We start from the raw sequence: 19,671 nt of genomic DNA on the forward strand, positions 1-19,671 counted from the left end.
TTGATTACTGAGTTCATACTCCGTTGCTGCGTCATGTCATGATAAGAAGGTTAATGGCTACCTATCAGTATCTGCTGATCAGGGTTGGTTTTAGTGATTTCTAAATTTTGGATAAATCGTCCTTCGACATCAGTGATGGTGATTTGCCAATCATCTATCACCACGCTTTCACCCTCTAAATCACCAACGAAGCCAAGCGCTTGCATGACCAGACCGCCCATCGTATCGACATCGGTATCATCAAAACGACTGCCAAGCTCCTCATTACAGTCTTCAATCACCGTGGATGCTTGGACACGCCATGTGTTTGGCTTTTTAGGATCAGGGACGATATTATTAATATCGCTGTCTTCATCGAAGTCATCATGCTCATCAACGATGTCACCAACGATCTCCTCTAACAAGTCTTCCATGGTCACGACACCACCAAAGTTGCCAAACTCATCGACGACGATCGCCATATGCACTTGCGTGCGCTGCAATGAGCGCAGCAGAGTATCTGAACGAGCTGTTTCACTGATATATAATGGCTGGCGCACCAAGTCTTTGAGGCGTTTGCTATCGATTTTGTCTTCTTGGTTGCGTACCATGTGCACCAGAATAGGAATCAAATCTTTTGCCAATAAGATACCAATGACCGCATCATCATCTTGGCTATCGAACACAGGATAGCGCGAGTGCGTCGTATCAAGAATGATATCCATCACTTCAGGGAGACTGGTGCTTTCGTGCAGACCAATCACTTGCGGCCTTGGCGTCATGATTTCGCGCACTTGTGTCGCCGGCAGATCGAGCACGCCTTCTAACATATCGACCGTATCGGGCTCTAAAAACTGGCGCGAGTCTTGTACCAGACGAATCAATTCATCACGGGTTTCGGGGGCGGTCGATAGCCAGCGTTTTAAGCCGCGCATCGACCAACTACTCGGGCTGGGAGTGTCGTCAGACATGGTGGTGTGATTTAACCTCTTTAGTTAATGGCAATTAGAATAACCGTTCATAAAATAAGTAGAGCCTAGATGGGGACAAAAGCGCCAAATAAAACAGCGAGCTTATCATTATCTGTGTAGCAAACAACAGACATACCAGCACAATTTAGCTTCACTTTATCGCAAGCCTCACCGACATTCAACGACAAATTCACTCAAATTGTATTGTCAGTGTGTTATAAACTTTGCTATGGTCAAAGCCATTATTTATCAAAACAAACTTTATGTCGCTACGCTCCGTTTTTTACCGCTTATTATCATCGCGTTCACGCAGCCAGCTTGCAGATAGCCATTCTGTCAGTCGCGATTTGGACAACAGATCAGCAGATAACAAACCACCAAGACCGACATGGCGACATCGTATTGTTATTTTTTTGATCGCTATCACAATATTGCTATCAGCAATATGGTTGCTATTAGCGATTTGGTATCAGTACGGGATAAGCTCTGTACTCACTTGGCTTGCAACACTCATCATCGTGGGTATATTAGCTGCGCTGCTAAGTATGCGTTATTGGCATACAGTCACAAAGATACTTCTCAGTGACTCATTGTCTAATAAAAAATCAATTCATAAAAACACAGCGATTAGATACCTCATTGGCTTATACGGAGCAACTTGGCTCATAGGTCTAGGCTGGTTTTTTTCTATCGAACCCCAGCAAGATCGCGACTGGATGGCTGAGGTCGACCAGCAAGTGGCTTATGAGCGCGATGCGACCAACCCTGATTTGATTACCTTAACCAATGTCCGTAATTTTGATTGGCGCACAGACGAGGACGCCACAGAGCATTGGGAGACGCGCACGATTGATTTATCTAAACTCTCTGGTGTTGATGTAACCAACTCTTATTGGATGGGGCCACTGATTGCTCATACTTTGGTCAGTTTTCGCTTTGAAGACGATAGACCACTTGCCTTCTCATTTGAGATTCGTAAAGAAAATGGCGAGTCGTTTTCGGCACTGGCGGGATTTTTTAGACGGTATGAGCTGAGCCTGATTGCCGCCGAAGAGCGCGATATTATCTATACGCGCAGCAACGCGCGCGGTGAGCAAGTCTATCTGTTTCCTATCAGCAATTTGCAGCAACATGAGGTGAGATCGTTGTTTGAATCTTACCTAACAGCAATGGATGAGCTCAATACCAAACCCGCTTGGTACAACACATTGACGAGTAACTGTACTAATATTATCTTTTATATGGCGCGTATCGTCAGTGGTGATCGCCTGCCGTGGGATTATCGAATTTGGGTCTCTGGTTGGCTACCAAACTATCTATATGATGTCGGCATGCTGGATGCTGCGCCTGAAAAACAAAACCAGCCTTGGTCGATGGATACGTGGTATGAGCGCACTCATATTAATCCAAAATCTATGGGCTTCAACAACCTGTACTCTATTGCCAATAGCCGTGAGTTCTCTCGGCAAATTCGTCAAGACATTCCGATACCACCACTGGCCGGCTCTCAAGCTAGTGCTGAAGCAAAAGCCAAATCAGCAGCTCAAGCATCTCATTAGCGCGATAATCTACCCTATAGCAGTTATGGATTCACCCAATTAACCACGCGCGTTTCCATTTCTTCATCAGACATACCAATCTCCGACACACAGCGGCCAGCGACACCCACATTGGCCGCACGCATCTCGTGCTGGGTGACTACCGCATCCTGAGTCAATAACAGATGCCAGCTTGGCAAATTCTGTCCTTTATACAAGCGCTTATAGGCGCAATGCGATGGCAGCCACATCATGTTGGGCAAGTTGTCCATGGTCAGCTGAATACAATCTGGTACATGCTCTTGGCGCGTCGCATAATGTTGGCAATAGCCTGTCGCACAGTCCATGAGCTGGCACGTCACATCGGTATACTCGACCAGCTCTTCGTCATCATCATTATCGATGTATTTAATTAAGCAGCAGCTGCCGCAGCCATCACACAACGCTTCCCATTCGCTATGATTTAGCTCGTTTAAGGCAAATCGTGACCAAAACTGCGGACGCAGTGGCTCAGACCTAGAATCAGTGTCAGCATTATTAGGAAATAAACTTACCGACTGCTCAAGCTTAGCATCTGGATGGACGCCTGAATGCAAGCCTGATTGTTCATCATTTTTGTTTAAGAAATTTATAGTCATAGGGTCGCAGTAGCATTTTGATAAAGAGCGTTACACTATTATAGCTGTTTTTGCTAAAGATGGGCGTTAAGGTAGTACGAGTTAGAAAACGAACCATCACAATGACAAATAATCAAAACGACGAATAATCAAAACTCATAACATAAAAAAGGACAATCCTATGTCAGTTAAGACTTTCGAGTTAATCAGTACCACCGAAAATGGTGTTGAACTTATCAGCTATGTGGCACTACCAGACAATGCTTCTGATGATAACCCAGCAGCAGGTATTTTGGTCGCACCAGAATGGTGGGGCGTGGTCGATCATCCAAAATCAGTAGTAGAGCGTTTGGCAGAAGCAGGCTACGCAGCAGTTGCAATGGACGTTTATGGCGAAGGCAAACTCACCACCGATGCGGCGCAAGCTAACATGTGGATGGAGCAAGTGCTTGATGATCAAGACATGCTGATGGCACGCTGCCGCTTGATTTTGAACGACTTTAGCGATCAGTTATCAGTTGACGGTGACAATCTAGGCGCAATTGGTTACTGCTTCGGTGGTAAAGTTGTCCTAGACATGGCTCGCGAAGGCATGCCGCTAAAAGCGGTTGCTACCTTCCATGGTAACCCAACGCCAAAACAACCAGCAGACAAAAACTTTAAAGCAAAAGTATTGGTCGCTCATGGTCGTGATGATTCAATGGTATCAATGGACGCCATTGAAGGCCTAAAATCAGAGCTAGACGCGGCTGACGTAGACTACACAATCGATGTCTATGACAATGCTAAGCATGGCTTTACCAACCCACATGCCGATGAGCGTGCGGCAAACAATGACGTGGATCTTGGCTATAACGAAGCCGCTGCTAAGCAAAGCTGGGAAAATATGCTTGAGTTTATGAAAGCCAATTTGGCATAAAAAAGATCTGGTATAAAACTCATAAAGAAGGGCAGCTTAACCATTAAGCTGCCCTTTTATTTTGGGTTTTGTTTTATCAATGACCTTTTGGGTAAGTAATCAGAGCGGTCTTGTGCTTCTTAGCAAATCACGTCATTATCACATTACTATCAATTGGATTGAGCGACGAAGATGTTATATCTATTGGTAACCCAGTTGGGTTGGCTGGCCTTTACAATTTTATTGATCGTGGTAGTCGCGCTATACACCAAGATAAAGCGAGAAATCACGTATTTGCGCCGCGATGTGACAAATCTACAGGCTGAACTTGAGCAGCAAAAAAATCGCAGTATGAACGCTTCATCTACCCATTTGGCTGATGAGCGTGTTTATACGCGCGCGAGCGCTAGTGAAGGCAATACTACTAAAAATGATGCTGCTAAGCATGCAATTTTTGATTCACAACAGCGGTCTATAGATAATCTTTCAACGCTGTCATTTACATCATTGCCACCACCAGTGCCTGTTACTACGCCAACTCCGACCAAAAATAAAATAGCAAATGCGCCGATTGAGCCTGATGAACGCTCACTACCTATTGTGACGTCGCTCATTCATTCAATCAAAAACTGGTTTTTCGGTGGCAATCTCGTCGTTCGGGTCGGCGTATTGGTGCTGCTAGTAGGCGTGGTGCTACTGCTGCGGTTACTCAGCGAATATATCGAAATTTCAATTACCACAAAGCTTGTAGCAATTGGCATCGCGGGGCTTGCGTTGGCAGCACTTGGGTTAAAGCTCACGGCAAAACGCTTTTCGTATGGGATTACGCTACAGGGCGCAGGCTTAGCGATTACATATTTGAGCACCTTTTTTGCTTATAGTGTTTATGAAATCATACCAAGTATTCCAAGCTTTATTGGGCTTGGATTATTGTCTGCTGTGACCATTGCCCTTGCTGTACGCCAAAACGCTTTTCCGCTCGCGTTGTTAGCGTTGTCTGGTGGATTTTTTGCGCCGATTTTGACCAGTGAAGATACTGGTAGCTTAGTCGCCTTATTCAGCTACTACCTATTATTGAATGTCACGGTTGCTGTGATTGCTCATTATCGTCCATGGAAGATACTGAATCTATTTGGCGTAATTGTCACGTTTGGATTGGCCTACTATTGGGGCAGCACGCAGAATCTTGATCCAATTATTGAGACGCAGCTTTGGCCATTGGTTTTGCTTATTACATTGCATTGGTTGCTTTACTTGTTTGTCGTCATTCGTTACGCGCAGCAAGTTATTGCCTACAACGCACTTAGCGAAAAAGCCCTTAGCCATATCGATAGTACAAATAATATCAAGCGTTTTGATAAAGCTACCGTAGGCAACAATGCCTATTTATTTCCCATCGATACGGGCTTACTGTTTTCAGTACCGCTTCTGTCTTTCGGCTTACTTTCGGCTTTACTTGATAAGATTCCTAATGCCTTGACCATCACTAGCGCGATTTTGGCGACTGTCTACCTTGGGCTGGGCTGGTTGTTTATCCAGCGCAGTGAGCGCTATGCTTTAATCACTGAAGGCATGCTGGCTTTAGGATTTGGGTTTTTGGCGCTGATGATTCCGCTGGCGCTAGATGCGGAATGGATTGCCTTTGGTTGGTCAGTACAGGGACTTGCTCTGGTATGGTTTGGCAGGCGTTCATTGCGGTCATGGTCAGTATTATTTGGTCTACTATTGCAACTCATCAGTATTGGCATGCTCGTGACCACAGCGATATTCTCTAGCAACGACTATCCGGTTTTAGCCTTTAGTATTTCAGCAATTGCTTATCTGGCGACCATCTTTATCTTACGCGCTAGCAACTCCCCTACGATGTTAATGAATAAGCTAGATAACAGTAATAAGCAAAATCGTGACGCTATAACGCCTTCTACCATAAAGGCACAAAAGCGTGACAACCCATCAGATACGATAACCAATTATGCTCATGCACTGGGTATCAATGATCAAGCGGCACAGCAATGGCTGAACGCTATCAGTCATCAAAGCCATGCGTTCAAACTCGTCTGGCACAGTCCTAGATTAATAAAGTTTTTAACGTTGACAGCGATAGCGTGGATGCTACAAGTGCTGATACTTGATTTGCATCATTGGTTTGATAGTTGGCAATCAGATACGACAGTCATTGCGCTGTCAGCACTCATCAGCCTGGCCGCCTATTGGGTCATCAACCGTTATCGTCCGTGGGCAGAGATTAGACAGCTGAGTCGTGGATTATTGTTATTGTTTTATTTCATGCTAATACTGCAACTGCCACAAAAATTCGAGCGAAATCTAACATGGGCAACAGCGGAATGGCTGGTATTCATAGGTTTGATAATTGGCTGGTTACTGATAGGCCAGCTATGGCTAAAAACATGGTCTGATACTAAAAACACGGTACGTTATACTGAGGTAAGCTGGCTCGGTACAGGGCTGTTACTGATTGCTGCGGCTGCGCATTATGGCCTACCAGACTCTGATGGCGTGATGGCTATCTTGTTTTCAGCGGTACTCATACTATTTGGGTTATGGTTCAATCATCGCTATCTTAGTCAAAATGAAGAAAGCACCTCGACTGATAAAACTTCAGAACAAGGCCTGCTGTATTGGTTTAACTGGCAACAGGCACTATTAGGTTGCGCTGCCATTTTTGCTCCTGTCGCCCTACTTTGGGTTGTTCTTACCAATTGGTATTATGACGGTGTGATTTGGGGATTGTCTTATTTTCCATTATTTAACCTATACGACATCACCTCATGGCTGACGCTATCGGTTGGTTTTAGTCTGTATTATATAAGCCAAAAAAACCGCGATGAGACACTTATCGGAGCAAGTACAACTGCCAAATCTAAGCGCATATTTACCGCTGAGAATTTGCTAATCATATTGGGACTGATCAGTTTTTGGTTAATCTCCAGCATGTTGGTCAGAACGCTACACGCCTTTATCGGCACGCCACTTTGGGACGGTGCTCAGGGCGGTGCATGGAGTAGCGAGCAAGTACAGACTGGATTGACAATTTTATGGACGCTCTTAGCCTTGGTCGCCACCATCCTTGCCAGCCGCTATTGGCAGCGCGCGCTTTGGTTTATGGGGATTGGTCTACTAGGCATTGTCGTACTCAAGCTGGTCTTAGTCGATTTGTCACAGACCGAAGCGATTTGGCGAGTGATATCCTTCCTTGGCGCAGGTAGTTTGATTCTGCTCATTGGTTATTTGGCACCCTTACCACCAGCGTACGAGGAAACAGAAAACCATACTAAAGAATAGCGATAGATTTGGTCGAGTGAAATTGTCCCGTGAGCAAGGTGGTTCTGTAGTAAACTGGACAGCATTAGAAAGTAAACATTGATTGTTTTACTTTTAGCATTTTTTATAAAAGGTTATGAAAGCAGATGGATAAGAGAGCAAGTATTCAGTGGTTCCCTGGGCATATGAACAAAGCCCGTAACGAAATCAAAGAAATCATGCCGCAGATGGATGTGGTCATCGAGGTCATCGATGCGCGTATTCCTTATAGTAGTGAAAACCCAATGGTCGCAGCCCTACGCGGCGAAAAACCTGTTATCAAAATCCTGAACAAAGCTGACCTTGCCGATCCTGAATTGACCCAAATCTGGATGGATCATCTTGAGCAGCAAGATGGGGTCAAAGCCATTGCCTGCGATACTGAAAAAGCCAATGACGTAAAACGCATCATCGCCATCTGTAAGCATCTCGTACCCAATAAAGTCGGGACTGGTCGTCAAATCAAAGCGATGATTATGGGTATCCCAAACGTGGGCAAATCAACGCTGATCAATACGCTGGCTGGACGCGCCGTGGCAAAGACAGGTGACGAGCCAGCGGTAACCAAGTCGCAGCAGCTGATTAAGCTTGACGATGACATCATGCTCTATGACACGCCCGGTATGCTATGGCCGAAAGTTGAAAATGAAAACTCTGGCTACCGTCTAGCCGCAACGGGCGGCATCCGTGATACGGCGTTTGATTTTGCTGATGTCGCCAGCTATACCGCTGAGTATTTGCTTAGCGCTTATCCTGAGCTACTAAAAACTCGCTATAAAATTGACGAGCTGCCCAAGACCGATTGGGAGTTTTTTGAAGTGGCGGGTCGTAATCGCGGCTGTGTGCGTTCGGGCAATCAGGTCGACACCTACCGCATGTCTGAGATTCTCATCAATGAGCTACGTAGCGCAAAAATTGGTCGTATCACGCTAGAGACACCAGCGATGATTGAGGCAGAAGAAATCGTCGTCGCAGAACAGCGACTCGCTGCTGAAGAGAAAAAGAAAGCCCGCGAGGAAGAAAAACGCTTACGTCGTCTAAAAACGCGGAAGAATCGGAAGTAGGTTTGGTTCAAGGCTCATTACTCAAAAAATAATTGCCTATATAAAAGCCCTTGTGGGCTTTTTTTATGTCTTTATTCTCTGTATAACATAAGTATCGTATGTCAAAAATACAAATATAGAGAATAAGTAATGACAGATTACAACTTAATGAAAGATTTCACTTTTCATGAAAGAGATGAGTTTACACGTGAGCCTATCGCTGAGAAAATCATTAAGCTATTAGATTCAGATATTGAAGTATCACCACTTATAGTTAAGTCTAAATAAAAACGATACAGGATAATAAATTCATTTGATTAAACGCTATTTTTCTTGCTTGCTGTGACTACGTCTCCAGAGGCTGCGAAAAATAGCGTTTAATCTTATTGTATCGATTTTATAGTGAACCGACTATATCATTGACGGTAAATGGGGTACAGGCAAAACGGAGTTTTGTTTTAAACTTAAAAATCTGATTGAAGCAGATAGTTCCAATAACTATAAAGTTGGCTATGTAAATGCTTTTCAAGCTGATCATGCTAACGAGCCATTATTGACTTTAATTTCAGAAATTGTAAGTTTTTACCCTAAAAAAAGTTATCAGCGAAAAAAATTGATAAAAAATGCTGTTCCTTATTTACGCTTGGTTGGTGGTATTGGTTTGAAGGCAGGATTAGGCTTTGCTTTTGGACGCTATGCTGCGGATATACCTGAAGCGTTTACTAAGGGTATGGAAACCATAGAAGAAGGTTCAAAAGAGTTAATAGACCTTTCTTTAGAGTCTCTTATTGAAGACCAAGCTGAGGCTGAGAGAAGCCTACAAACCTTAAAGGATGCATTGAACAATATTGCAGCAGACAATCCTGTTATTTTACTGATTGATGAGCTTGATCGCTGTCGTCCAGATTTTGCAGTGATGATGTTAGAAACCATCAAACACGTTTTTGATGTTAAAAATGTGCAGATCATCTTGATTACTAATGCGGAGCAATTAAAAGCCACCATTAAACACAGCTATGGTAGTGAAACCAACTCCCATGATTATTTATATAAATTTTTTAAGTATCAGATCAACTTGCCCACTTCTACAAAAGATATTGAGGGTGGAACAGTCGAAAATAATGTCGCTTACTTTAAAGCCACAGTACGGGCAAGCAAAGTCATTCCACAAGAATTTAAAGACAATGAGTTTATCTACGAGATTCCAAGTTTCTTGGATCTCAGTAACTTATCACTTCGTAATATCGAACAAATTGTACGTTGTATCGAAACGCTAACCATTTTTGAAAATGAAGAGCAAAGTAAGTCACCGATTGTTGAGCAGATTTTGATGGTCTTCCTATCATTTGTTTATATGATGGATAAAGAGCTATTCAATCAGCTTTCAAATAACAAAGTAGTTAACAAAGACTTCTTAGACTTTATGCAATGTACTCGTTTAGTTTTACCTACAGACCGTCCGATAGTGCAGCAAAACTATACAAGAAGCCTAACTTTGATGATCTTCAACAAATTGAATAATCACCGCAACATTCATATATCAGAAGATAATTCATATAACGGAAAGGACATTCTAAGAGGTATTATGAGTAAAATTAGTTTAGAGGAAGAAGCTGACATTTATTCTAGTTGTGTAAAAGAAGATAGCTATGTACATGCATACATCAACCACACTATCAATAACCTCCTACTTTTCGATATCGTTAAGTAGTTATTTTTATTATATTATTCAATGGTATTGCACCAAAGTTAAGTCGTAGAAAATACGTGTATCAGGTATACTTACTCATCTTCAAAAAACCAAATAATAGAGCCTATGACCCAGCCAACTGCCAATTTTGAATCTTCTGACACAACTTTTAACCACGCCACCTCTTCCCTTAACACCTTCACCCCGCGCCTACTCGATTGGTTTGCCGAAAACGGTCGCCACGACCTACCGTGGCAACAGCACCAGACCGATACGCCCAATCCTTATATCGTTTGGTTATCCGAAGTCATGCTCCAGCAAACACAAGTCACCACCGTGTTGCCCTACTTTGCGCGTTTTATGGAATCGTTTCCGACCGTGCAGGATTTGGCCGCCGCCGACTGGGATGTGGTCGCCGAGCATTGGGCGGGGCTTGGCTACTATGCACGCGCGCGTAATTTGCATAAAGGGGCAAAGCAGCTGGTTGCAGTAATCGAGGAGACGGGCGAGTTCCCGCAGACGCTCGCAGGCTGGGAAGCGATTTCTGGCGTTGGCCCATCAACGGCTGGGGCGATTATGGCGATGGGATTGCACCACTATGGCGTTATCTGCGATGGCAATGTCAAACGGGTATTGACGCGCTGGGCCGCCATTGACAGTGACATTACCAAATCTGCCACGACCAAAGAGTTATGGGCATTAGCGGAGCGTTTAACGCCCGCAGATCACTCAGGACTGTTTGCGCAAGCCATGATGGATATGGGCGCAACGTTATGTACGCATAGCAAACCTACTTGCCTATTATGCCCGCTACAAGAAGATTGCTTGGCACATGCTGAGGGGCGCGAGACTGATTATCCTGTCAAAGCGAAAAAACAGCCCAAACCGAGTAAGTTTAGCGATGCATTGCTGATAGAAAATATAGACGGTGAGATATTGTGGCTACAACGCCCTGATAATGGCATTTGGGGTGGATTATGGAGCTTGCCATTACAGTTCGTAGAAAAAATTGACGGTAAAGCAAATAGCAAGATAACTGGCAAAACTACTGCTAATAAATCAGTCACGAGCGACGATAAGTCATCAAGCTTGACAAGTGGCGTGCGCAGTAATGAAAAAGTCTATGAGACAGAGTTCACCACGGCTGAGCAAATTATCAACGAATGGCTAATAAAGAATGAACTGGTAACCGAATCAGTTAGCAATACCTTATTATATGACGCCCCTATCAAGCACTCATTGACGCATTTCCATTGGTATTTAACACCGCGCAAACTCACTGCCGATGCTGCGCAAACGATAGAACTCAACGAGAAACTAACAGCAGCCGCGATTGATTTTAAATGGCTGACCGAACAAACAGCACAAGACAGTCTAGGATTGCCTCGTGCGATGATTAAAATCTTAGAATAAAAATTAGTGTAAAAAACTGACATAAAAAAAGCGACTCATTATTGATAATGAGTCGCTTTTTTATAATGAAAGCTAATAACAACGCTAAGGCTAGGGTTAAGACTTTGGTACACGCAAGCGCATTAAGCCTTCTTGTTGCACGGTGGCGACCAGTTTGCCATCTTGCCAAAACTGCCCATGGTTCAGCCCTTTTGCATTGGACGTGGTATCACTCCACATGTCATAGAGCAGCCAGTCATTCAAATCAAATTCACGGTGGAAGTGCATAGAGTGGTCAATACTAGCCGCTTGCAACCCGCTGGTCATAAAGCTTACGCCATGTGACATGAGCCCCGTGCCCACCAAGTAAAAATCAGACGAAAACGCCAATAGCGCTTGCTGAATCGCCACCGGCTGATTGCCCAGCTCGCGAATACGCAGCCAGTTGGCTTGCTTAGGTTTCATTGGTTCTGGATTGATCGGATTGCGCGGTTTGACAGGCTTTATCTCGACATGACGGCGGCGCATAAACCGTGCTTTGAGCGCATCTGGTACTTTGCCCACGTACTCTTCTTTTAAATCTTGCTCGGTCAATAGATCTTCTGGCGGTGGATAAACAGGCATGTCTTCTTGATACGCAAGGCCATCCTCCATGGGAGAAAACGACGCAATCATCGAAAATATCACTTGCTCAACAGGCGCTTTATCGCGTACTTCTTTGTACTGAATAGCAGTCACTTCACGCGCAGATAAACTGCGACCATCACGCAGACGGCGCACTTGATAGATCACTGGTTGATTGATATCACCGCCACGCAAAAAATACCCATGCAACGAGTGACAAGGCTTGTCTTGATCTAATGTATGCGCTGCTGCCATGATCGCTTGGGCCAATACTTGCCCGCCAAATATACGACTGCCCACATAATCATGGCTCTTACCCTCAAAGACATCGGGGGTAACCTCAATAAGCGCGATTGTAGCTAGCAGCTCATCAATCAGTTGTGAATTATCGGACATGACAATATGTTTCCTTATTTTTATCAAACACGCTCAGCATCCAAAAGTAAGCATCTAACAATCTCGATGCCATATAGCCGCTGCGCTTGAATTTAAAATAATATGAGATCGCTTGCTAATATATACAAGAGAGACTTTAGAACAAACACACAGCCATAGCTCACCAGGCCATGGCTATCTGTTCATTTTCGATAGAAAAGGTAAATATCTTACCCAATATTGTTGGCTTTGACTAGTTACTGTCAGCTTACTCATAAGTATTGCTTAACGATTTGCGATAAAAAATCGCATCTACTTTACTCGTCCAAGCAATCTCATTCATAAAAAAACGAGATGTCTAACAACATCTCGTTTTTGACTATCATCTAAAAGTTTATGGCTTTACTGCTACCAGTACGCGAATAGAGTCCGGCACTAGCGATAAGTTACCAAGCGCTTGCTCCCCTTGGGCTTTGAGCTGCTCTAGGCGCTCAATCTCTTCGGGGCGTACATTTGGATTGATGGTTTGCAGATGCTTGAGACGTTTGATCTCACGTGACCACTGCTGACTAAAGCGCGCACTTGCTTGTTCACCAATCTCCGCGATTTGCTTACGTGCGATGTCTTCAGCCTCGTAATAACGCTGCTCGATCACATCGCCGCGCACTTTGATCACTTGACGAGCACGGTTTTTGTCCAAGCGTTCCACATGCGGCATGATCATATCAGCACTGATACGAGCCGACAAGTCACTACCCTGCTCACTAATAAAGACACGGATATTTTGCGTGGTCAAGGTCGCTGGCAGATTGAGCACTTTTGGGGCGATGGCTTCGACACGGAAGTTTACTTCTAACAATACCATCCCCTGCGGCACAGCGGCGCTTTTTAGCATAGCCACTGTCGTATTCCCAAAGGTGCTGGTACTGGCCAGCTCATAGATAGCGCGCATCAATGGATGCTCGTGCGTGATAAAATCGATATCTTCACGCTGAAGCGCTTGCTCACGCTCAAAAGTCAACGTCATACCATCTTCATCACCAAGCGGCAAGCCATCGATATAGTCGCTGATCTCAGTGCTATCAATCGGTGCGATGACCCACGAGCCATCACGCTGGATATTATGGTCGATATTGGCAGAGGCAAAGAAGCGCTCAATGAAATGCGGCAACAAATTATTGCCATCAAAGTCACGCATGGCATCCGCAATACGTCCAGCAACACGCGGACGACACGAGTTGTACTCTAGCAGACGATCACGGCCCGCTTGTAGCTGCGCCTCTAGGCCCAAACGCGTCTGTAGCGCCTCATCAATGATGTCTTGTAAGATAGCATTGTTATCCGCAGTATCCGCGCCTTCAAGTACAGGCTTGAGCTCTTGGATATACTGCTCTTGCACGCTTTGTGCCGTTGGTGATATTTGGTTAAACATATTCAGCGCATCGTTATACCAATGATACAGACGCTCTTGCGCCGTGCCCTGTACGTAAGGCACATGCAGCATGATCTGCTGTGTCTGACCGATACGATCTAGACGTCCAATACGCTGCTCCAAAGTATCTGGATTGGCTGGTAAATCCCAGAGTATCAGCTGGCTTGCAAACTGGAAGTTACGACCTTCAGAGCCAATCTCTGAGCACAATAATATTTGTGCGCCTTCACTATCCGCGAAAAATGCTGCTGCTTGGTCACGCTCAAGCAGGGTCATCTGCTCAGTAAATATAGCGGTTTTGATGCCGGCATGCAGACGCAATACAGCCTCTAAGCTCTCTACTGTCGCGCCACTGCGAGCGATTAATAGCACTTTTTGTTGCTTAAGCTCACCGCGTAAGATATCAACCAACCAAGAGACGCGTGGGTCATCTTCTAGCCAGCCCCCATCTGGTTGATTCTCTTCGCCCCATAGCTGCTCACGCAATTTGCCATTGGTTTGATAGCTGTCTTTCCACGCGTCAGGGAGCGGCAGTGGATGCGGCTGACTGCTACGACCATAGAACCCTTTGACACTCTCGCGCGTGTTGCGGAACAAAATACGACCAGTACCGTGACGATCTAATAGCTCGTTGAGCGCATAGGTACGCAGTTTGTCGTCTTCATTAATCGTAGACAGCTCATCCATCCTGATGTCTAATAAATTGCTCAATGCGGTGATTTGACCGTTATTGAGCGGTTTGTCTTCTATTAATACACCAGCGACTGCTGCCGTCTCCGCAAACGCTTCTTGACCATCAATGAACTCATCTAGATCATCGAAGCGATCTGGATCAAGCAGACGCAAACGGGCAAAATGACTTTGCGCGCCAAGCTGCTCTGGCGTTGCCGTCAATAACATCACGCCTGGCGTCTCTTCTGCAAAGTCTGCCACCAGATCATATTTATCATTGCCGCCTTGCGCCTCATCCCAATGCAGATGATGCGCTTCGTCCACGACCAATAGATCAAATCCTGCCTCCATCGCTTGATCATACAAATCAGGATGGTCAATCAACAAGTCCATACCGGCGATGATGCACTGCTCAGTGGCAAAGACATTTTGCTCAGGATCATGTTCTTTGATCGCAGCAGTGCGCACCAAATCAAACAATGCAAAATTCAGATTAAAACGACGACGCAGCTCAATCATCCATTGATATTGCAAGCTGTCTGGCACCAAAATTAAAACACGCTCAGCTTTACCCGTTAGTAGCTGCTGATGGATAATCATGCCCGCTTCGATGGTTTTACCAAGGCCCACTTCATCAGCGAGCAGGACACGCGGCGCGATACGCTTACCGACTTCGTGTGCGATATAGAGCTGATGCTCGATGATATCAACACGCGCACCCATCAACCCTTTGAGTGGATGGCCTGCCAACGCTGATTGCATACGTAAGATATCTTGGCGCAGCTCGTACCAATCGCCGCGCTCGATACGACCAGCGAGCAAGCGCTCAAGTGGCTTGGCTAGCGTGATATTGGCAGCAAGGCGCGTCTCCATTATTCCTTTAGAAGCAGGGCCGCCCTCGTGTTCATCGACGCCATATTTGAGCACACCCATGACTTCATCGACAGCATTGACTGTATAGCTTTTGCCATCTTGGTCATAGATCGTATCGCCAACCTTAAACACCACACGCGATAGTGGCGCAGAGTTTTTTGCGTAGACGCGCGTCTCTTCACTTTGTGGAAATAAAATATGCACACATCGATCATCGACGTCGATCACCACACCTAAGCCAAGCTCAGACTCCGTATCAGATAAATAACGTTGGCCAACGGCGAATTCAGTACTGTGCAATGAAGCAATAGAGATAGTCATAAGGCGATGTCTTTTGTACTCAGATAATTAAAAATTAGATAGCAATGGTGGCTTGCGATAGCAGTCAGGTTAAAAATGAGGCAAATCATCAATAGATGCAAACGCAGTGTCATAATCTTAGTGAAACCAATAGCCAAGCCTTACCATTATATAACGTTAGCGGCTAGATGAGTGCGTTAAGTTCAATTTTCAAGAGGCGGCTTATGATACCCATGACTTTATAAGGTCTTTGGGCCCAATCATGCTCAGTAAATCCGCTCATGATATAAATTACTTTGTTTTTAAACGCTTATCACCACTTAGCCAATATTTAATGGATTCGTTTTTGACTAAAAACTCCAACGTGCTACATTAAGCCCATAACGATTCATTTGACAACTATTTCTATCTATAGGACAACAATAAATAAGGAATCATGATGCAAGCCGTTTTTTTGGATAAAGGCACTTTTTCTGATGGTATTGACTTACCTGCACCAGCAGGCATAAGCGATTACGTCACTTATAACGATACGCCAAAAGACACGGACCTCATTATTGAGCGCTGTAAAGATGCCGATATCATCATCACCAATAAAGTGCAAATTGGCGCAGAGGTGATCGCTGGCCTACCCAAGCTAAAATTGATTCAACTGACCGCCACTGGCATGAATAACGTCGATCATGAGGCTTGCGATAAACATGGCGTAGCACTTTATAATGTGGCGGGATATGCGGTAAAAAGCGTGCCTGAGCATACCTTTATGCTCATGCTGACTGCGATGCGTGCCGGTATTCATTACCATCAAAAAGTCGCTGATGGCACATGGCTAGCAAACGGGAATTTTTGTCTGCTGGATATTCCGCTGATAGATTTGGAAGACAAGACGCTAGGCATCATTGGTATTGGCACCATTGGCAAGCGCGTAACCGAAATCGCGCGTGCATTTGGTATGACAGTTCTATGGGCGGAGCATCAAGGACGCACGCCGCGCAACGACGATTATACGGCATTTGATGAGGTATTAGCTCGTGCAGATGTCCTCAGTTTGCATTGTCCATTGACTGAACAAACCGAACACCTCATTAATAAAGATACCTTGGCAAAAATGAGCAAACAACCGCTCATCGTCAATGTCGCTCGTGGCGGCGTCGTTGATAGCCAAGCATTGACTGATGCGATTAACAATGAGCAAATCATCGGTTATGCCAGTGATGTATTTGCACAAGAGCCCATCGCGAACGATGACCCATTACTCAGTCTCAGCGACCATCCACGCGTCATATTTAGCCCGCACAATGCTTGGGGCAGCAAAAGCGCCCAAGAGACCTTGTGGCAGATATTAAGCAAACAAGTTGCTGACTTTATCGATAATCAGCATCAATAGCGACTATCGATCAATTAAAACCTAACGACTGAACCGCAACCAGTCGTCTTTTATTTTGCGGTATTTGAGCATCACACGGTCGCTAAGATAGTTGTTGGTCACGTACCACGGGTAGCGATCGCCTTGCTTCGGCAGTCTGTCTTGGGCACGCCTGACATATCCAGACGATAGCGAGCCCATCACCGTATCTGCTTGGGCGTAGGCGGTAGCATTCGCCGCCTGTGCCTGTGGCAGCGCGACTTGGTAGCGGTTTTTGTGCATATAACTCAACAGCCGCACCACATATCGACACGCCAGATCAATCTTTAGCGTCCATGAGGCATTGGTATAGCCAAATAAGGCCGCCATGTTAGGCACGCCTTCGATCATGACTGCCTTATACGTCATGCGCGTACCGATATCAATGGCCTGCCCGTCGATATATACCGCTGCTCCGCCTAGCATTTGCAGCTTCAATCCGGTTGCTGTGACGATGATATTAGCCTCAAGATGCTCGCCTGATTGCAGCATAATACCGGTTTCAGTGAAGTGGTCGATCTGATCGGTGACCACTGCTGCACGTTTACCGTGCAAAGACTTAAATAAGTCACTGTCTGGCACAGCGCATACGCGTTGATCCCACGGATTGTAATCGGGCATAAAGTGCTCGACATCAATGCCGCTACCTTTTAACTCTTTTGTCACGCCGCTTTTTAGCACAGCTTTCATCAGCTTGGGCGCGTGAGTGGCTAATTTATACAGCCCTTGCTGCCGCAACACGTTGCGCGCTCGCAGTACCGTATAAGCCTGCTCTTTTGATAAAGGTGAAAACTTGCCTGATAGCCAGTCGATAGCATGATCATCGCCCGGTACGCTTGCCACATAAGTGGGTGTCCGCTGTAGCATCGTGACATGACGCGCACACTGCTCGCTGCTTTCATCTACCAGTGCCGGCAATAGCGTCATTGCAGTGGCACCGCTGCCAATAATGACCACTTTTTTGTCATTATAATCTAAATTACCCCAATGCTGCGGATGGACAATACGACCGCGGAAATCTTCTTCTCCCGCAAAATAAGGACGATAGCCTTGCTTATAGTCGTAGTAGCCCGTAGCACCGACCACGAACTTTGCCGTCTTAACGAACACTTCTCCGCTGGTATGGTTTTTTATGGTTGCTGTCCATAACTTATCCATACTCGACCATGATATTTGCTGAACTTCATGCTCGTAACGAATATGCTCCGTAATACCAAACTCGCGCGCCGTATCAGCGATATAACGCTTAATATCGCCACCTGCTGCCAGCATTCTATAATCTAGCCACGGTCTAAAGTTATAGCCAAAGGTTAAGGCATCAGAATCAGAGCGGATACCAGGATAGGTAAATAAATCCCACGTGCCGCCCAAATCAGCACGTTTTTCTAATATGGCAAAGCGCTGCGAGCCTCTTTTGTTGTTAACTGATTTGTTCTGCCTTTGTTTTTTTGCACCTTTATGACCAAATAGATTTTTATGCGCTAGTTGCTGTAAGCGGCAGGCCATACCGATACCCGCAATGCCCGCACCAATAATCAGCACTTCATAATCAGCAGGCTTACCCCTTTGCGACTGTCTACGTGCGAGGCGACTTTTAATCGCCTGTTTGGTAGTAGCGATATCAAGCATATTCTCATCCTTGTGTTTACATGATCAGCGATAACCTTAGTGCTTCTATTAATCGCGCGCTTCGACTTCATATTCAGGCAGCTAATGCATCAAAATGGGCATGGACTTTCCCAGTCCATCCAAGCACCCAATACTGGATGCTTTAAGCGCAATTGCTGCGCATGTAGATTTAGCCTTGGCGCAATCTTGAGTGCCGCGCCTTCAGCATATATCGGATCACCAATCATCACATGACCTGCATGCACCATATGCACGCGTAGTTGATGGCTGCGACCTGTCACTGGTTTTAGCATCACTCGGGTAACTGGTTGACCATCACACATTTCGTGCGCTATGACTTCATACAGTGTTAAAGCATGCTTTGACCAGTCATGATCAACGATATGACGCGGCTTGGTCGTCGGCTCATAGCGTACTGGCACCGATATCTCACCCGCTGCGCCCACCTGCTCCCATTCCCCAAAAACTCGTGCTTGGTATTTTTTCTGCGGTAAGCGTTCAATAAACTGTTTACTGATATTGGTTTGGGCGGTGGCATTTTTTGCAAAAATAATCAGACCTGACGTGTCCATATCCAGTCGATGAATCAGTTTTACCGCTGGATTGGCACGCTCAAGCCGAGCAAGCAGGCTTACCTTGAGAGTCTTGCCATCGACACTTAACAGCCCTGCCGGTTTATCCACTACCCAAATATCATCATCTTCGTACACCGTAATCTTTTGCGCAAATTGTTTGAAAAACTCAAGTGGATAGGCATTTTCTTGCGCGTTGAGAGCGTCGACTTCTTCATCAGTAAAAGGCATAAACTTAACTACTTATATAAATTAAACGTAATATGGGGCTTTGGCGGCTGTTATTTTGGCACAGTAGCGCCCTATTTATTGAGAGTAAAAGTGGGATGATTCAATGTAA

General features: G+C 45.3%; 14 protein-coding genes. 8 read left to right on the top strand and 6 right to left on the bottom strand.

Annotation, left to right across the window (positions count from 1 at the left end; genetic code table 11):
• Positions 1–50: 50 nt before the first annotated feature.
• Complete coding sequence (locus tag CUR83_RS12550; RefSeq protein ID WP_284719764.1) at positions 51–950, bottom strand: transporter associated domain-containing protein; 900 nt, start codon at positions 948–950, stop codon at positions 51–53.
• A gap of 263 nt (positions 951–1,213) precedes the next feature.
• Here CUR83_RS12550 and CUR83_RS12555 point away from each other — a divergent pair, with 263 nt between their 5' ends.
• Positions 1,214–2,509 carry an Lnb N-terminal periplasmic domain-containing protein gene (locus CUR83_RS12555; RefSeq protein WP_284719765.1) on the top strand — a complete coding sequence of 432 codons (1,296 nt, stop codon included), beginning with the start codon at positions 1,214–1,216 and terminating at the stop codon, positions 2,507–2,509.
• A gap of 23 nt (positions 2,510–2,532) precedes the next feature.
• Here the strand turns inward: CUR83_RS12555 and CUR83_RS12560 are convergent, their stop codons facing one another.
• Positions 2,533–3,126: a YcgN family cysteine cluster protein gene (locus tag CUR83_RS12560; RefSeq protein WP_284719766.1), complete on the bottom strand. Its 594-nt coding sequence runs from the start codon at positions 3,124–3,126 to the stop codon at positions 2,533–2,535.
• A gap of 160 nt (positions 3,127–3,286) precedes the next feature.
• On the opposite strand from CUR83_RS12560, the gene CUR83_RS12565 reads away from it, so the two are divergent.
• From CUR83_RS12565 to mutY, 6 genes are all read left to right on the top strand, one after another.
• On the top strand, positions 3,287–4,024 hold the full coding sequence (locus CUR83_RS12565) for a dienelactone hydrolase family protein (protein WP_284719767.1): 738 nt from the start codon (positions 3,287–3,289) through the stop codon (positions 4,022–4,024).
• 171 nt (positions 4,025–4,195) lie between these two features.
• Complete coding sequence (locus CUR83_RS12570) at positions 4,196–7,306, top strand: DUF2339 domain-containing protein (protein ID WP_284719768.1); 3,111 nt, start codon at positions 4,196–4,198, stop codon at positions 7,304–7,306.
• A gap of 125 nt (positions 7,307–7,431) precedes the next feature.
• On the top strand, positions 7,432–8,388 hold the full coding sequence (ylqF, locus tag CUR83_RS12575) for a ribosome biogenesis GTPase YlqF (protein WP_223334080.1): 957 nt from the start codon (positions 7,432–7,434) through the stop codon (positions 8,386–8,388).
• Positions 8,389–8,517: 129 nt separating this feature from the next.
• Positions 8,518–8,655: a hypothetical protein gene (locus CUR83_RS12580; protein WP_284719769.1), complete on the top strand. Its 138-nt coding sequence runs from the start codon at positions 8,518–8,520 to the stop codon at positions 8,653–8,655.
• A gap of 130 nt (positions 8,656–8,785) precedes the next feature.
• On the top strand, positions 8,786–10,078 hold the full coding sequence (locus CUR83_RS12585; RefSeq protein ID WP_284719846.1) for a KAP family P-loop NTPase fold protein: 1,293 nt from the start codon (positions 8,786–8,788) through the stop codon (positions 10,076–10,078).
• Between the two features lie 105 nt (positions 10,079–10,183).
• Entirely contained in the window at positions 10,184–11,470 is a 1,287-nt protein-coding gene (gene mutY, locus CUR83_RS12590) for an A/G-specific adenine glycosylase (protein WP_284719770.1), read from the top strand.
• Between the two features lie 96 nt (positions 11,471–11,566).
• On the opposite strand, the gene CUR83_RS12595 is transcribed toward mutY, so the two are convergent.
• Together CUR83_RS12595 and rapA are read right to left on the bottom strand one after the other, a co-directional pair.
• Positions 11,567–12,469 carry an acyl-CoA thioesterase gene (locus tag CUR83_RS12595; protein ID WP_284719771.1) on the bottom strand — a complete coding sequence of 301 codons (903 nt, stop codon included), beginning with the start codon at positions 12,467–12,469 and terminating at the stop codon, positions 11,567–11,569.
• 373 nt (positions 12,470–12,842) lie between these two features.
• Positions 12,843–15,746, bottom strand: coding sequence for an RNA polymerase-associated protein RapA (gene rapA, locus CUR83_RS12600; RefSeq protein WP_212564100.1), 2,904 nt, complete (start codon positions 15,744–15,746; stop codon positions 12,843–12,845).
• Between the two features lie 418 nt (positions 15,747–16,164).
• Here rapA and CUR83_RS12605 point away from each other — a divergent pair, with 418 nt between their 5' ends.
• The gene (locus tag CUR83_RS12605; RefSeq protein WP_186475408.1) at positions 16,165–17,112 is read left to right on the top strand and encodes a D-2-hydroxyacid dehydrogenase; all 948 of its coding nucleotides are present in this window, start codon (positions 16,165–16,167) and stop codon (positions 17,110–17,112) included.
• Between the two features lie 21 nt (positions 17,113–17,133).
• Here the strand turns inward: CUR83_RS12605 and CUR83_RS12610 are convergent, their stop codons facing one another.
• Both CUR83_RS12610 and CUR83_RS12615 read right to left on the bottom strand, forming a co-directional pair.
• The gene (locus tag CUR83_RS12610) at positions 17,134–18,759 is read right to left on the bottom strand and encodes a flavin-containing monooxygenase (RefSeq protein WP_212564099.1); all 1,626 of its coding nucleotides are present in this window, start codon (positions 18,757–18,759) and stop codon (positions 17,134–17,136) included.
• An 89-nt stretch (positions 18,760–18,848) separates the two neighbouring features.
• On the bottom strand, positions 18,849–19,562 hold the full coding sequence (locus CUR83_RS12615; RefSeq protein ID WP_212564098.1) for an RluA family pseudouridine synthase: 714 nt from the start codon (positions 19,560–19,562) through the stop codon (positions 18,849–18,851).
• Between the last annotated feature and the right edge of the window lie 109 nt (positions 19,563–19,671).

Source organism: Psychrobacter pocilloporae (assembly GCF_029872915.1).
Lineage (GTDB): Bacteria > Pseudomonadota > Gammaproteobacteria > Pseudomonadales > Moraxellaceae > Psychrobacter > Psychrobacter pacificensis.